Origin of the sequence: Fictibacillus barbaricus (genome assembly GCF_031457135.1) — a bacterium.
GTDB lineage: Bacteria > Bacillota > Bacilli > Bacillales > Fictibacillaceae > Fictibacillus > Fictibacillus barbaricus_A.
On the sequence record NZ_JAVDWA010000001.1, the window covers coordinates 810966 to 826343 of the forward strand.

The 15378-nt window shown below is 39.8% G+C and carries 12 protein-coding genes and 1 riboswitch; of the genes, 10 read left to right on the forward strand and 2 right to left on the reverse strand.

Translation table 11 applies throughout. The features are described 5' to 3' along the window. Nucleotides 1-73: 73 nt before the first annotated feature. Complete coding sequence (locus J2X07_RS04415) at nt 74-505, reverse strand: MarR family winged helix-turn-helix transcriptional regulator (RefSeq protein ID WP_310256906.1); 432 nt, start codon at nt 503-505, stop codon at nt 74-76. 205 nt (nt 506-710) lie between these two features. Here J2X07_RS04415 and chrA point away from each other — a divergent pair, with 205 nt between their 5' ends. Then, on the forward strand, nt 711-1913 hold the full coding sequence (gene chrA, locus J2X07_RS04420) for a chromate efflux transporter (RefSeq protein ID WP_310256909.1): 1203 nt from the start codon (nt 711-713) through the stop codon (nt 1911-1913). 82 nt (nt 1914-1995) lie between these two features. Then, complete coding sequence (locus tag J2X07_RS04425; RefSeq protein ID WP_310256910.1) at nt 1996-2652, forward strand: N-acetylmuramoyl-L-alanine amidase; 657 nt, start codon at nt 1996-1998, stop codon at nt 2650-2652. Here the strand turns inward: J2X07_RS04425 and J2X07_RS04430 are convergent. Continuing rightward, nucleotides 2643-3011, reverse strand: a complete 369-nt coding sequence (locus J2X07_RS04430) for a DUF2243 domain-containing protein (RefSeq protein ID WP_310256912.1) — start codon at nt 3009-3011, stop codon at nt 2643-2645. The two genes, J2X07_RS04425 and J2X07_RS04430, sit on opposite strands and share 10 nt — an antisense overlap. 134 nt (nt 3012-3145) lie before the next feature. Here J2X07_RS04430 and J2X07_RS04435 point away from each other — a divergent pair, with 134 nt between their 5' ends. The 8 genes from J2X07_RS04435 (at nt 3146) to addA (ending at nt 15372) form a co-directional block, all read left to right on the forward strand. Further along, nucleotides 3146-3976, forward strand: a complete 831-nt coding sequence (locus tag J2X07_RS04435) for an STAS domain-containing protein (RefSeq protein WP_310256914.1) — start codon at nt 3146-3148, stop codon at nt 3974-3976. A gap of 94 nt (nt 3977-4070) precedes the next feature. Further along, entirely contained in the window at nt 4071-4280 is a 210-nt protein-coding gene (locus J2X07_RS04440; RefSeq protein ID WP_310256917.1) for a hypothetical protein, read from the forward strand. A 14-nt stretch (nt 4281-4294) separates the two neighbouring features. After that, on the forward strand, nt 4295-4654 hold the full coding sequence (locus J2X07_RS04445) for a hypothetical protein (protein ID WP_310256920.1): 360 nt from the start codon (nt 4295-4297) through the stop codon (nt 4652-4654). A 106-nt stretch (nt 4655-4760) separates the two neighbouring features. Then, complete coding sequence (locus tag J2X07_RS04450) at nt 4761-5408, forward strand: serine/threonine protein kinase (protein WP_310256923.1); 648 nt, start codon at nt 4761-4763, stop codon at nt 5406-5408. A 79-nt stretch (nt 5409-5487) separates the two neighbouring features. Continuing rightward, a riboswitch (cyclic di-GMP riboswitch) is annotated at nt 5488-5577 on the forward strand. Nucleotides 5578-5662: 85 nt separating this feature from the next. Further along, entirely contained in the window at nt 5663-6598 is a 936-nt protein-coding gene (locus tag J2X07_RS04455) for a GGDEF domain-containing protein (protein WP_310256925.1), read from the forward strand. 117 nt (nt 6599-6715) lie between these two features. Next, a complete protein-coding gene (locus tag J2X07_RS04460; protein ID WP_310256928.1) occupies nt 6716-7774 on the forward strand; it encodes a GGDEF domain-containing protein in 1059 nt (352 codons plus the stop codon). Between the two features lie 351 nt (nt 7775-8125). Next, nucleotides 8126-11629 carry a helicase-exonuclease AddAB subunit AddB gene (gene addB, locus J2X07_RS04465; RefSeq protein ID WP_310256931.1) on the forward strand — a complete coding sequence of 1168 codons (3504 nt, stop codon included), beginning with the start codon at nt 8126-8128 and terminating at the stop codon, nt 11627-11629. Continuing rightward, a complete protein-coding gene (gene addA / locus J2X07_RS04470) occupies nt 11626-15372 on the forward strand; it encodes a helicase-exonuclease AddAB subunit AddA (RefSeq protein WP_310256934.1) in 3747 nt (1248 codons plus the stop codon). The genes addB and addA overlap by 4 nt, the downstream gene beginning before the upstream one ends. Nucleotides 15373-15378: the final 6 nt, after the last annotated feature.

The window sequence follows — 15378 nt, forward strand, 5'->3', positions numbered from 1 at the left end:
TTTTGTTGCCCCCCTATTCATATAGTAAATAATTCACAAAGTGAAGTACCTTCCAAAAATAAAACTGCCGCAATTAATCCAGCAGTTTTGTGAAAAATCTTATCATAGTCTTCATTTCTTCATCTGATAGGTGATTGAATTTGTTTCCAAAATATTCGTTTTTGATTTCGTCCATCTCACCAGCAATTTTTCTTCCTTCATCTGTAATTTCCAAGTAGACGATTCTACGGTCTGAATCAGATCGTACACGTCGAATGTATCCTTTTTTTACAAGCCGGTCAGTCACGGCTGTAATGTGGCTGGAAGAAACTTTAAGTTCATTAGCTATTTCGGAAGCCATTAGTGGACTGTGATTACTCAGTGTTTGCAAAACAGCAAATTCATTACTTGGAATATAATCCGTGTAGAGTTCGTTAAGTCCTTTTCGCAGCGTTCTAAAAAGCCTGCGTATGCTCATCTCAAGCTCATGTTCAATCTCTTTGCGTCCCTGTTCAACATTTTTCATATAAACACCCTTGTTTTTTGTTTCTTCTAATAGTATATGATAGTTTATAGATAAAAAGAAAGTAAATAGTTTAAGGGGAAAAAATGATGAAAAATTCAACTTTGTTTTTGTTGCTTTTAGGTTTTGGTTTTTTAGTCGGAATTGCTTACTGGGTGTGGGCAATCGTTACACAATCACCACCTGGAGGCGGGATGTAGAAAGGAAGATGTTTTCCTTGAAGCAAGCGAAAAGAAATAGGCACACATTACTAGAAATATTTTTTACAGCTTTACGATTGGGTCTGACATCATTTGGAGGTCCGATCGCACATTTAGGTTATTTTAGGGATGAGTATGTCCAAAAAAGAAAATGGCTGGATGATCGTACATATGCAGACTTAGTAGCTCTGTGTCAGTTCCTGCCAGGACCGGCGAGCAGTCAGGTCGGTATTGGTATCGGAGCGATGCGAGGCGGTCTTCTAGGCGGCTTTTTTGCATGGCTCGGCTTCACGATGCCATCTGTTATTGCACTTATATTATTTGCTTATTTTTTAAAGGGAACCTCGTATGATTTGGATGGTTTGATTCATGCGCTAAAAATCGTTGCGGTAGCAGTAGTTGCTCAAGCGCTGGTTGGAATGGGAAAAAATCTGGCGAACACGAACAGCAAAGCCGGACTTGCTGTACTTGCAGCGGCAGCCGTTCTTTTAATGCCATCGGCAATCGCCCAGCTTGGAGTTATTCTAATAGCTGCAATGATTGGTTATTTTTTATATCGTGAAAGTAGTAATGATTATAATCATGAACACTCTGAACCAAATGTTAAAAGAGGAAGAGGCTGGGTTTGGTTAGTGCTGTTTTCAGGGGTACTCGCCATTTTGCCTTTTCTTCGGTCACAGTTTTTCGGAATTGAAATCGCGATGATGGATACGTTTTACAGAGTAGGGTCATTGGTGTTTGGCGGAGGTCATGTTGTGCTTCCAATGTTAGAAAGAGAAGTCGTGCCTTCACACTGGGTGAGCAGTTCGGAATTTTTTGCCGGATACGGAGCAGCACAAGCAGTTCCGGGTCCTCTTTTTACGTTTGCTGCATACCTGGGGACGATGACAGCTGGAATTAGCGGCGGAATAATAGCAGTAATTGCAATTTTCCTGCCCTCCTTTTTACTAGTGTATGGAGCACTTCCATATTGGAATTCGTTTCGAAACAATGTAAAATTCTCCGCAGCTTTAACAGGCGTGAACGCTGCCGTAGTAGGATTGCTTCTTGCGGCATTTTACGATCCTCTATGGACGAGCACGATAAAAGCACCTTTAGATTTTGTTTTATCTGCTATTGCGTTTACAGCACTCGTAATCTGGAAACTGCCGCCTTGGATGATTGTAGCTGCAGCAGTTATAGGCGGTATAATTACATCATTTATTTCATAAAAAAAGAGCCTTTTCGATGGCTCTTTTTTCATTTCTTCAGCTACTTATAGATGAAAGCAAAAAAATATTAGGAGCTGATGAAATGGAAGGAAAATATCCGATCACCTATCAATACATAAAAAAGGAGCTGCAGCAGCGGCCAGGGGGTAATAGAGTTCCACGCTATGCTGTTGCACATGATACAGGTAACCCGGATTCTACAGCACAACAAAATTACCATTATTTCAACAGTAGACAACTTGAAGCATCCGCACATGTTTTTATTGATGATAAACAGATACTAGTCATCATTCCCCTGGAAGAAAAAGCATGGCATGTGAGGTCAAACGTATCGGATGCAAATGAGTGGGCAGTGGGAGTTGAGTTATGTTACGGTCCGTCGATTCACTTTACGGAGGCATACAATCGTTATGTCTGGTTCTTTGCTTTTTTGTGTGAAAAGTATGGCTGGGATCCTGAAACTCATATAAAAGGACACTTTCAGCTGGATCCAAAACGCAGAACGGATCCGCTCAATAGCATGCATCAATATGATAAATCATTTCCCTTTTTTCTCGAGGATGTAAAATATGAATTGAAAAAAATGGTTGTTCAAGATGAAGCGTTTAAAGATACTGTTGTGGCATCCAATACTCTTTATAAAGTTCAAATCGGTGCTTTTTCGTCGAGAGAGAACGCTCAAAAACTGGCATCTAAAGCAAAAGCGGCAGGGTTTGCAGTCCTTATTGATCATTCATAAGTTTGTGGCTGCTCTTTTTTCCACGCATAATAAACAAGGCCGATTCCTGCAACTACAAATAATGGCTCAAGGATATTTGCTTCCGGACCACTAGTAATCCGATGCAGCTTAAATACCCAATGAAATAAAATATTGTCTACTGTTAAAAATAATCCGATAGCAGCCAAGAACCCGTGAAAAAACGAGGCGTCATACCGTTTGTAGATTAACATTAATAAAATGATTAATATAGCAACGCCAATAGAAACTGCGCCAATTCTTTCTGCAGCGGTTTCAGCTTTTAATTCAAATGCAAAAGCATAAGTCGACCAATGAGACATTGCGAAAAGTCCAAAAATAAAGCCTAGCCAAATTTTCATATGTATTCCCCTGTGTTCAGATTTTCGACAAATTTCTTGTTTATCTCATTAAAATGTTTATCTCATGTATAATAATGGTATATAGATAGGAGCTATGCAATACTTTTATATATTTTTAGGGGGATCATATAGAGATGGAAGGTCATTTGCAGCTGTTAGGGAAAAAAATCGTAGAACATAAATACGATTTGGCAAGAAAAATTGATGAAGTAAGAATCCAGCATGGTCAAAATCCACCGGAGCTTACAGAACAAGTGCTTCAATTACGTGGAGAACTTTTTTCTTATTTTGGAGAAGCATTATATGAAAATTTAAAAGAAGTCGAAAAAGGATTCATCGAATGGGGAAAAAGGAATGGAGAACTTGCTGTGCAGTATGAAGTTCCTCTTGATCTGGCATTGTACAGTACTCGCTTTTACAGAATTGTATTATGGGATTTTATTCGAGACGAAATAAAAAAACAGACGTCTTCTGCAGAAACGGTGTTAAAAGCTGCCTCCATTATAGATCCGCTTCTGGATGAAGCCGTTCATGCATTTAGTGTTGCCTATGTTGAAAACAACAATAAAGTATTGGGCCTTGCTCGTGAGGCAATCGAAGAATTATCGGTACCTGTTGTCCGGCTTACACGATCTATCGCAGTACTTCCGCTTGTTGGTACAATTGATACTCATCGTTCAAAGCTAATTATGGAAACCGCGTTGGAAAGATGCACCGAGTTGCAGGTAGAACATCTTTTTATCGACTTATCAGGGGTTCCGGTTATTGATACGATGGTTGCACACAATTTATTTAAAGTAATCAACTCCTTAAAATTATTAGGTGTTGAAGTGACATTAAGCGGTATGCGTCCTGAACTTGCTCAAACAGTAGTTTCGTTGGGAATCAGCTTTGAGGGCATCTCTATTGCGGGAAATTTGTATCAGCAGCTTGAAGCGATGGGCTTTGAATCAACATCCAAATAACTTAAAGGTACCTGTCCAAATAAAGGGCAGGTATTTTTTTCTAGTGTTAAAAGAACACCTGTTCGTATATACTAAAAAAAAGGAGGTCTCTAACATGACAAGTATGTTTATGAGATGCATCCAAGAAAGGGCGCCAATCGAGGTAATCTACCTTTCTAAAAGCGGTGCAATCACACAGCGGCTTATCACGCCTTATGCTTGTGACGGTAAGCTTGTTACGGCTTTCTGCTCTGAGCGGAAACAAATAAGAACATTTGAAATCAGCAATATTTTATCTTTTGAATTTAAATTTTTGCCTTCTTAAGAGGGGGATTCATCATGCAGTATGGTAATGAAGAGGAACGTTCGCTCATTGATAAATTTGTTATGTATCCGATTTTATTAACGGTTTTCCACCGTGATCTGCAAGTTGTGAATCGTTCTCCTTTTAAGTTAAAGCAGCCTTACATTGCTTTGCTGGAGCAAATTATGAACCAGATCAGCAAAGACTTGTACGATGTTCGCGTCGAACTAAGAAAAAGAAAAATCAAGGTGATGGATGGCCAAAAAGACAACGATGTTACCGAATATGAGATATTCATCAGAGGCTATCGTGAAATTATGAGATTTCCGAATGTCCATTTAAAAAATAAAGCTGAAACCCTCATGATGTCTTATCTTCGCGGGGCTTCACAGTAAAAATTTCTTTCCTGCAAATCGGTTTCCTTTTTATCTGGTTGTGTATACAATGAACGTATTGCTAGATGCTATATCTCAAGGTATATCACCGAAAAAGAGGAAATGTATGGAACACTTTATCCAGCTTACAAGACAGTTAAATAGAGAAATAATAATCGAAACCCCCAGTCCGTTTGATCCGGTATGTCCGATAAACACTCCTCATCCTTGGAAATTAATCGGCTGCGGAAATTATGCTGCTGTATTCCTTCACCCAGACTTTCCAGGTCATGTCGTTAAAGTTTACGGAAGAGAAGCCGATGGCCTTATTCAAGAAAAAAAGGTATATGAAAGACTGGGGGAACATCCCGGCTATTCCGTTTGCTACTATACAGAGGACAGATTCCTCATATTAAAAAGAATTGAAGGGATCACTCTTTATGATTGTGTTCATAAAGGAGTTAAAATTCCGGAAAAAGTTATTTATGACATTGATGAAGCTCTGGATTACGCTAAGAAAAAGGGGCTATATCCCGTCGATGTTCATGGGAAGAATGTCATGATCAGTAAGGGCAGAGGAGTCATTGTGGATGTATCTGACTTTTATAAACAGGTAGAGTGCAGAAAATGGACGGATCTAAGGAAAGCTTATTTCAAATTTTACAAAAAAACACTATACCGTTTTCCTTTACGTATTCCATATTTTGTTTTAAATCTAGTTCGAATAGGGTATAGGTATTATCGTAAGCTTAAATATAATTTTAAAAACGAATGAGGAATAGTTAATATTACCTATAAATAATATTGGCGTAATTTTCCTTTATAGGATATAATAACTATAAATTTAAAAACCTTTGTTATAAGGGCAAACCAGTTGAAAGGCTGGGACGCAAAGCTATGGGCCTAAAGTGTGTGTGTGCATACAATGGCAGCCGGTTGCCAAAGGGGAACGGATAAGCCATTTCCCTTTCAATTTTTGGGGAAATGGCTTTTAGTATGTAAATTTTTGGAGATTTGAGGGTTGCTAATATGGAAGAAACCCAACTAGACCTGCGCACACTCAAAAAAGATTTGTATAAAAGATTCATTAGATCCATCCCGTCCATGATAGACACGCATAAAAAAGAACTGCGTTTATATGAGGACTTTAGTATTTTTCTAAGTGGTTTTGTTGAACAATATGAAAAAGTGCTGGAAAAATTTCTTCGTGGAATCGTACATGCTGTGTTTTTAAATGAAGATCGTTTTCAAGACTTCTTAAAACACGCCGAGGAAAAGGCTTTTCGATCTGGCATACACTTTTTAAAACATCAGCGTATTCCACATCGTGCTCTCGCTTGTTTTTCAACAAGTATAAGAGACGCAGTACTTCAAGAGATGAAAATAGTCACAAGAGATGAAGAGGTCATTATTCAGCTGGTAATGCTCGATCGCTGGAACCATGCAGCGCATCGTTCAATTACAGGGTTTTTAAGCGGATTTTCTTCACAGCAATTTAAAGATTTAAAAGAGATAAGTATTAGAGATCCTTTAACGAATCTATACAATCGCCGTTATTTTTATGATTGCCTGGAAAGTGAAATAAAAAATGCCCAAAAAATGAATGTTCCGATCACGCTTGTTATGTTTGATATTAATCACTTTAAACAAATAAACGATGAATACGGTCATCATGCAGGTGATGAACTTTTGCAGCAAATTGCCGAATTGGCTAAACGATTAAAACTCTCATCCGGGTTTAGATTTGGAGGCGATGAGTTTGTATTCTTATTGCCTGGTTTAAACGAAGAAGAAGCGTATCACCTCGTTGAAAAAATGGAGAGCCAGCTCATGAATTGGAATAAGGCGATATCGCTCGCATATGGTGCAATCGAGCTTTTAAGTGATGCTTATGAGAATATCGATTATTACCTTCAATTAGCTGATGAACGAATGTATAGCAATAAACGAGAAATTAAGACATAATTCCTGTGCCGATTGAACCATTTTACTGATATGTAAGGAAAAGTCTTATCAGGGAAGTATGCCCATATGCTATAATTTCTAGAATTAGGAACATAAATATGAAAGAAGATGGCAGCAATGAAAGACTTATTTGTAATAACGGATCATCGTTCAGAGACCATTTCGTCACTATTAAGATGGTTTTTTGTAATCGTTTGTGTACCTTTATTCTATTACAATCCAGTTGCAAACATATTGAACTTTAATAAAGAGTCATTTCCTTTGCTTTTAACGATCGGAATTGCTTATATGACAGCAACACAAGTTGTTCTTTGGCGTTTTCATGAGAAATCCTATTATTATCGAATATTTACGCGTGGAGGCATTGTTTTTGATTTTATTGTTTACACGTGGCTTCTGCTGCTTACAGGCAACTCAGAAAGTCCGTTCATTCCTGTAGGATATTTGATTGTCATCCATGCAGCGATTTACTGGAGGCTAAAAGGTTCTATCGTTTTAGCTGCTGCAATATTTACAGAATTTGTTGCGTTATTTTTATATGATGCGGGATATGAAGAGACGACGACATTATTTAACTTCTTTGTAAACAGTACATTTTTGTGGCTGATTGCTTTATATGGCGGAGTACTTGCCTCAAAGGAAAGGCAGAACTATTTTGAGAAAAACATGTACCAGCTGCAATCTGTTCAGGATTATTTAACGGGTCTTTTCAATCATCGTAAATTTCAAGAGGATGTATTAGAGAAGACAAAAGAAGAATCCCCCTTTGTACTGGTGTTTTGTGACATTGATCATTTTAAAAAAGTGAACGATGCTCATGGACATGTTGTTGGTGATGAAGTGCTAAAGCTAGTTTCCTCGGTTTTTACACGGTATTTACCGATGAAAGACGGGACTGCATACCGCTATGGGGGAGAAGAGTTCGCTTGGATCATACATACAGATAAAGAAACCACCGTTAAAAGAATTATTGACCAAGTGAATGACCATTTAAAAAAATACCCTTACCGATTACATCATGGCGTTCTGCCTGTAACATTAAGCTATGGAATTGCGGTCTATCATCCTGGTGAAAAGCCAGCAAGTCTTATAAAAAGAGCGGATGCACTTCTTTACGAGGCGAAAACAGCCGGAAGAAATACATACAGGGCAGATCATAATAAGGAAATCAGCTGAAATAGAGGCTGGTTTTCTTTTTTTATTAGTCTCTATTTCTGAAAGATTGTTGCAATTAAGTGGGTTTTAAGAAATTCTTCATGGAAAAGTTAATTGGAGCCGAAAGGGCGAGACTCCTGCCCTGTGGAAATCGAACAGCCTGTAACGGAAATCGACTACCTCCAAAACAACACTGAATACCATAAACCCTAAAGAAAAGAGACGAAACAATATTAAATCGAGCATTTTATTAAGAGATATCCTGTAAATACCAGCTTGATTCACTTGTTTTTGAGAATGCTAACCTTTGTTCTCATAGGAGATTATGAGATAATAAGAATAGAAATTGTGTACGGAACAGGGGATGAAAATATGAATTTGCAATTTATTTTGGGACGATCCGGCAGCGGAAAGTCCCACTCTGTCTTTCAGGACATTCAACAAAAACTAGCAGAGGATCCAACTGGAAGTCCCATTATCTATCTAGTACCAGATCAAATGACATTTCAGTCAGAATACAAACTTGCAAGTACACCTGGTTTGAACGGGATGATGAGAGCGCAAGTCTACAGTTTCTCAAGGCTTGCATGGCGCGTTCTCGGTGAAACGGGAGGCATGACGCGGCTCCACATTACAAGTTCTGGGGTACGTATGATGCTCAGAAAGATTATCGAGAACAAAAAAGAAGAACTTAAGATTTTCAAAAAAGCATCAGAGCAGAACGGCTTTTATGAATTACTTGAAGTGATGATGACAGAACTGAAGCGATATTGTGTATCTTCAGAACATTTATCATATAATGCGGAAACGCTCTTGAGCCTCGGGCAAAAAGCAAATAACAAAAAAGTACTGATGGATAAACTATCTGATTTAAGTGTGATATCAGGTGCATTAGAGAAAGCGTTAGCTGGAAAATATCTAGATTCAGAAGATTACTTGAGACTGCTGCAGGAAAAAACAGCTTTTTCTGATATGGTCAAGAACTGTGAAATTTACATAGACGGTTTTCATTCGTTTACTCCTCAGGAGCTAGAAGTAACAGCAGCATTGATGAAGCATGCGAAAAAAGTAACGATCGCACTTACGACAGATCCGTCCCAAGAAAATGGTTCTGATCCCCATGAGTTAGATCTGTTTTATATGACGAAAAGAACGGCACAACTATTAACACAAAAAGCACAAGAGCTTGGTGTGGAACTGTTGGAGCCCATTTTACGCTATGAAACTCCTAAATTCCGTTCGCAGTCAATTTCACATATTGAAAAACATTATGATACAAGACCAGCCATTTCCATTGAAGAAACAGATGGAATACACGTTGGAGCTGGGGTTAATTTAAGATCTGAAGTAGAAGGAGCTGCACGAAAAATTATTGAACTCGTGCGTGATCAAGGTTACAGATATAGGGATATCGCTGTAACTGTCCGTCACTCGGGCAGTTATCAGCCATTGATCGAAACGGTTTTTGCTGATTATGATATTCCTGTGTTTTTAGATCAAAAAAAATCGATGCTTCATCACCCTCTCATTGAACTAATTCGTTCTTCTTTAGATATTGTTTTGAAAAATTGGAGATACGAAGCTGTTTTCCGTGCGGTAAAAACAGAATTGCTCTACCCAGCAGATGAGATCAGTAAAACGACATCTGAGATAAGACGGGGAATGGACGAGCTTGAAAATTACGTACTTGCACTCGGTATACAAGGAAATAGGTGGATCGACTCTAAGCCGTGGAAGTATAAAAGATTCCGAGGATTCGAAGCCGAGGATTTTGGAAAAACAACCCGTGATGATGAAAAAGAACAACTATTCAATGATCTTCGTGAAATGATTGTTTCACCATTAAAACGCCTGTCAAGAAGGCTGAATTCCAGCAAGACAGTTACAGATTATTGCAGTGCACTCTATACATTTTTAGAGGAGCTCAGCATCCCATTAAAACTGGAAAAAATGAGATTCAAAGCAGAATCGGCCGGGAAGCTCCGGGCAGCACGAGAGCACGGTCAAGTATGGAATGCTGTTCTGAACTTGTTGGATGAGATGGTTGAATTGACTGGTGGAGAAGAGCTTTCAAAAGATACATGGCTGCAGATGTTGGATACAGGTTTGGAAAGCATGAAATTTGCATTGGTTCCCCCGTCATTGGATCAAGTTCTAGCAGGAACCCTTGAACGATCCAGATTTACGGATGTAAAAGTCAATTTTATCTTAGGCGTTAATGATGGAATTATTCCCGCGAAACCAAAAGATGATGGCTTATTATCTGAAGATGAAAGAGATGCGCTGTCCAAAAATGGTGTTGAGCTTGCGCCTTCATCACGACGTAAACTGCTTGATGAACAGTTTATGATTTATTTGGCTTTAACAAATGCAAGTGACCGGCTATATGTGTCGTATGCTCTTGCCGATGAAGAAGGCAAAACGCTGCAGCCTTCAATGGTTATTGGCCGGCTGCATGATCTTTTTTCGAATTTAAAAGAAGAATTATACCAAAATGAGCCTTCTTTAGAAGGAAGTATGGACTTTATTCAGCATCCTTTAAAAAGTGTCTCCTATTTAAGCGCTCAGCTTCGTGAATGGAAAAAAGGTTATCCGGTTTCACCTGTTTGGTGGGATGTGTACAACTGGTCCATCACAAATCACAAATATAGACCATATGCAGCCAAATCGATATCCAGTTTGTTTTATTTAAATCGAGAAGCGAATTTAAGCGAAGAAGTTTCGAGAGAATTGTACGGCGAAACAATCTTAACGAGTATTTCACGCATGGAACTTTTCCAGTCTTGCCCATTTTCTCAATTTGCATCATATGGATTGAAGCTGAAAGAACGGCAGATGTACAAGCTTGAAGCCCCTGATATTGGACAGCTTTTCCATGCTGCCTTAAAACAGATGAACGATGCACTGCTGCAGCGAAGAGTGTCTTGGAGTGATCTCTCCAAAGGGGATTGTTACCGTATGGCAGGGGATATCGTAGAATTACTTGCACCACAGCTTCAGCATGAGATCTTACTGAGCTCAAATCGGCACCTTTATATCAAAAAGAAACTGAAAGAAGTGGTCGGGAAAGCGTCCCATGTACTAAGTGAACATGCAAAAGCAAGCGGATTTACTCCTGCTGGACTTGAACTGGCATTTGGGACTGGCGGAACGCTTCCTCCGCTCATGTACAAACTTCCGAACGGGACATCGATGGAAGTGGTTGGACGTATTGACAGGGTGGATACTGCTGAAAGTTCAAATGGTCTTTTAATGCGTATTATCGATTATAAATCCAGCTCTACAGGATTAAGCTTGTCAGAGCTCTATCATGGAATTGCGCTTCAGATGTTAACTTATCTTGACGTAGCAGTTACCCATTCACAAAAATGGCTGGGAAAAGAATCGATTCCGGCAGGTGTTTTATATTTTCATGTTCATAACCCGCTGCTGAATAAGAAGAAGCTTTTATCTGTTGAAGAGATTGAGCAGGAAATTTTGAAAAAGTTCAAAATGAAGGGTCTTGTTCTAGCAGAGGAAGAAGCGGTAAACCTAATGGATAGCACGATGGAGAAACGTTCAAACATTATTCCAGTTGCCCTGACGGCAAAAGGATTTCATAAAACACAGTCTTCTGTCGCGACGAGCCCTCATTTTCAGACGATGAGAAGCCATGTGCGCAAGAAGGCGTTAGACAGTGGCGCAGGAATAACGAATGGAGTCATTGATATCTCCCCATATGAGATGAGTAAGAAGACCCCATGTACGTATTGTTCGTATAAACCTGTCTGTCAATTTGACCAGACACTAGAGGAAAATCAGTACCGTCAGCTGAGATCTGAAAAAGACGAAATTATTTTAGAAAAAATGATGCAGGAAGGAGGGGACTTGCTTTGAAAACGTTAATTCCTAAACCTGAAGGTTCAACATGGACAGATGAACAGTGGCAGGCGATACAAGCTAGAGGAGAGAATATTCTCGTAGCTGCCGCCGCAGGATCTGGAAAGACTGCTGTTCTTGTTGAACGAATTATTACGATGATCCGGGAACAGTCTGCAGATGTCGACAGACTGCTTATCGTAACGTTTACGAATGCTGCAGCTGCCGAAATGAGAAAGCGAATTGGAGAAGCGATCGATAAAGAACTGTCACAGCATCCTTCTTCGCTTCATTTAAGAAGACAGCTGAACTTACTGAATAAAGCTTCAATCTCAACCCTTCATTCGTTCTGTATCGAGGTGCTAAGAAAATATTATTACGAAACAGATTTAGACCCAGGCTTCCGTGTGGCAGAAGAAACTGAAGCAGAATTAATCCGCCAGGAAGTAATCGAGGATCTGTTTGAAGAAGAATACAGCAAAGGCGAAGACAACACTTTTTATCAAGTAGTGGATGCCTATAGTTCAGACCGGAACGACATTGATTTGCAAACCCTTGTACTTTCACTTTATGATTTTGCGAGGAGTCACCCCGCCCCTGAAAGCTGGCTTGATCAAATGGCTCAAAACTATCAAGTAAGCCATATGTCTATCGACGAATTATCTTGGACAAAAGAGCTGCTCTTTGACATTGGTTTGCAAATAGAAGGTCTCCAGCATTTTACAATACGCGCAAACGAACTGGCAGAATCTCCTGGTGGACCTGCGGCATATACATCAGCCTTACAAGAGGACTTGCAATTTTTGAACGAACTGAATCAGGCAAAGAACAGCTGGAGCTCATTATACGAAATCTTTCAAAACTACGAGCCTGCGAAGTTGAAAGCCGTTCGCGGACAAGATGTCGATGAAATGTTAAAAGAGAAAGTAAAAGGTATGAGGGATACCGTTAAAAAGCGGCTAGGAATGATGAAAGAAGAGTTCTTTGAGCGTCACCCCGAGTCATATGTGACACATATCGAGGAAATGGCTCCGATCGTCATGGAGCTGACTTCATTGGTTAAAGAATTCGGACGCAGGTATTCGCAGGCAAAACGCGAAAAGTCACTCGTTGATTTCGGAGATCTGGAACATTATTGTCTTCACATATTAAAAGGTGAAGGGTCAACAATGGATCAGCCTGTACCTTCAGATGCAGCAAAGGAATACCGTGAACGTTTTGTAGAAGTTTTAGTAGATGAATATCAAGACACAAACTTTGTACAAGAATCAATCGTAAGGCTTGTTGCTAAAGACGGAGATCAAGGCAATATGTTCATGGTTGGTGATGTGAAGCAGTCGATCTATCGCTTCCGATTAGCAGAACCACTGCTCTTTTTATCCAAATATAAACAGTTCACAAAAGAAGGCGGAGCGGGTCTCAGAATTGATCTAGCAAAAAACTTCAGAAGCCGTGATGGTGTGCTGCATGCCACTAACTATCTATTTCGACAAATTATGAATGAGACCGTTGGTGAGATCGAGTATAGTGAAGATGCTGAACTTAAGCATGGGGCAGCTTATTATCCTGAATCTGAAAACAATGAACCGGAATTGATTTTGATCAACAAAAGTGAACCAGTTGTTGATGAAGAAGGAATAGATACAGGTGAGATGGAAAAGTCTGAGCTGGAAACAGTTCAGCTTGAGGCAAGAGTAATTGCTGAAAAAATAAAAGAATTGATCGGGACGAACGGCGGATCTCCTCACCTTGTTTTTGATAAATATACGAAGACGATGCGTCCCGCAAAGTATAAGGATATCGTTATGCTTTTCCGCGCAACTTCAGTATGGGCTCCTGTCATTTTAGAGGAGTTCAAGCAGCAGGGAATTCCTGCGTACGCTGAATTATCTACAGGATATTTTAATGCTACCGAAATTCATGTCATGATGTCTCTTTTAAAAGTGATCGATAATCCGCTTCAGGATATTCCGCTTGCAGCGGTGCTGCGTTCGCCGATTGTCGGTATGTCTGGCGAAGAGCTTGCGATCGTCAGGCTGATTCAAAAAAAGGAAAACTATCTCGGAGCTGTTGAACAGTACGCAGCAGAAGGTGAAAAATCTGAAATCCGTGAAAAAGCATCGTTCTTTTTAGGAAAGCTGAATTCATGGAGAGACCAGGCAAGGCAAGGATCACTTGCAGATTTGATCTGGGATATTTATAGAGAAACTGGCTATTTTGATTATGTTGGAGGCCTTCCTGGAGGGAAACAAAGGCAAGCTAATCTAAAAGCGTTATATGACCGGGCAAAAATGTATGAAAGCACATCATTCCGAGGACTTTTCCGCTTTCTTCGCTTTATCGAAAGAATGCAGGAGCGAGGAAAAGATCTTGGAGCAGCCAGAGCATTAGGTGAACAGGAAGATGTGGTTCGCATCATGACGATTCATAAAAGTAAAGGTCTGGAGTTTCCGATTGTATTTGTCGGAGGCTTGAACAAACAGTTCAATACTCGGGATTTAAAAGAAAAGGTGCTTCTTCATAAAGAGCTTGGCCTTGGAACGCAATATATTAATCCACAGTATCGCGTGATGTATCCGACCCTTCCTAAGCTTGCGATAACTGGGCGGAAAAAGCTGGAGCTTATCGCAGAGGAGATGCGTGTTCTTTATGTGGCATTAACGCGTGCTAAAGAAAAATTGTATCTGGTTGGAACCGTAAATGATATCGAGAAAGCTGCAGATAAATGGAGCGATTCACTTTATGAGGATAACTGGCTTCTGCCTGATTTTGATCGAGCCCAAGTAAAGAGTTATCTGGATTGGGTTGGTCCTGCCGTTATCCGCCATAAAAATGCGGGTCCTATTTTAGAGCACTTGAAAACAAGTGAGCAGGGCAGGGGAGAAGTGTTCATCGATCAGACAGACTGGAAAATTACGATTCTGCCAGCGAGTGAATATGAAGAGCAAAATATCGAACAAAAACAAGATCATCAAGAATTGATAATGTCCCTGCAAAAAGGTGAAACTGTCGAACTTACGAGTGATTTAAAAGAAGAAATCAAGCGGCGGCTTGAGTGGAAATATGAACATTCACAGTTGTCTGTTACCCGATCAAAGCAATCTGTTACTGAAATAAAAAAGCAGTTTCAAAGCAATGATGAATATAGCAGTACGGACCTCGTAAAAGTGGCACAGCCGGTCATTCACGAACGTCCTCGGTTTATGCAGGAATCGCAGCTGAATGCAGCAGAAGCAGGGACAGCTATGCATATGGTGATGCAGCATATTCACTTCAAACAATCTATTACATTAGAGGATCTGCAGAAGCAGCTGGCAGCGATGATTGCAAAAGAACTAATTACAGAAGAACAAGCACGTTATATCCAGCTTCCGCAAATTAAAGCCTTTTTAGAAGGGCCACTTGGAAGAAGAATCATAGAGATTGGGAATATTCAGCGGGAGCTGCCGTTTAGTATGGCTCTTCCTTTGTCAGAAGTACAGGCAAGCTGGAGAAGTAAAGAAGATGAGCACGTACTTGTTCAAGGTGTTATTGATTGTTTAGTAGAGGAAGACGATGGTTTCATCTTGGTCGATTATAAAACAGACAAAATATCAAACCGTTTCACTAACGGTTTTGAAGGAGCAAAACAAGTATTACTTGATCGTTATGAAGTTCAGCTAACACTATATGCGAAAGCGATTGAACGGATTTTAAAGAAGCCTGTAAAAGAAAGCTATCTGTACTTTTTTGACGGCGGACATATTTTACAAGTGAAATAGGAGGTT

What these genes read in the sequence shown, in the direction of transcription:
- J2X07_RS04455 (WP_310256925.1), top strand. Translation starts at nt 5,663, where the DNA reads ATGGAAGAAACCCAACTAGACCTGCGCACACTCAAAAAAGATTTGTAT.
- J2X07_RS04425 (WP_310256910.1), top strand. Translation starts at nt 1,996, where the DNA reads ATGGAAGGAAAATATCCGATCACCTATCAATACATAAAAAAGGAGCTG.
- J2X07_RS04445 (WP_310256920.1), top strand. Translation starts at nt 4,295, where the DNA reads ATGCAGTATGGTAATGAAGAGGAACGTTCGCTCATTGATAAATTTGTT.
- J2X07_RS04460 (WP_310256928.1), top strand. Translation starts at nt 6,716, where the DNA reads ATGAAAGACTTATTTGTAATAACGGATCATCGTTCAGAGACCATTTCG.
- chrA (WP_310256909.1), top strand. Translation starts at nt 711, where the DNA reads ATGTTTTCCTTGAAGCAAGCGAAAAGAAATAGGCACACATTACTAGAA.
- J2X07_RS04415 (WP_310256906.1), bottom strand. Translation starts at nt 505, where the DNA reads ATGAAAAATGTTGAACAGGGACGCAAAGAGATTGAACATGAGCTTGAG.
- J2X07_RS04440 (WP_310256917.1), top strand. Translation starts at nt 4,071, where the DNA reads ATGACAAGTATGTTTATGAGATGCATCCAAGAAAGGGCGCCAATCGAG.
- J2X07_RS04435 (WP_310256914.1), top strand. Translation starts at nt 3,146, where the DNA reads ATGGAAGGTCATTTGCAGCTGTTAGGGAAAAAAATCGTAGAACATAAA.
- J2X07_RS04450 (WP_310256923.1), top strand. Translation starts at nt 4,761, where the DNA reads ATGGAACACTTTATCCAGCTTACAAGACAGTTAAATAGAGAAATAATA.
- addB (WP_310256931.1), top strand. Translation starts at nt 8,126, where the DNA reads ATGAATTTGCAATTTATTTTGGGACGATCCGGCAGCGGAAAGTCCCAC.
- J2X07_RS04430 (WP_310256912.1), bottom strand. Translation starts at nt 3,011, where the DNA reads ATGAAAATTTGGCTAGGCTTTATTTTTGGACTTTTCGCAATGTCTCAT.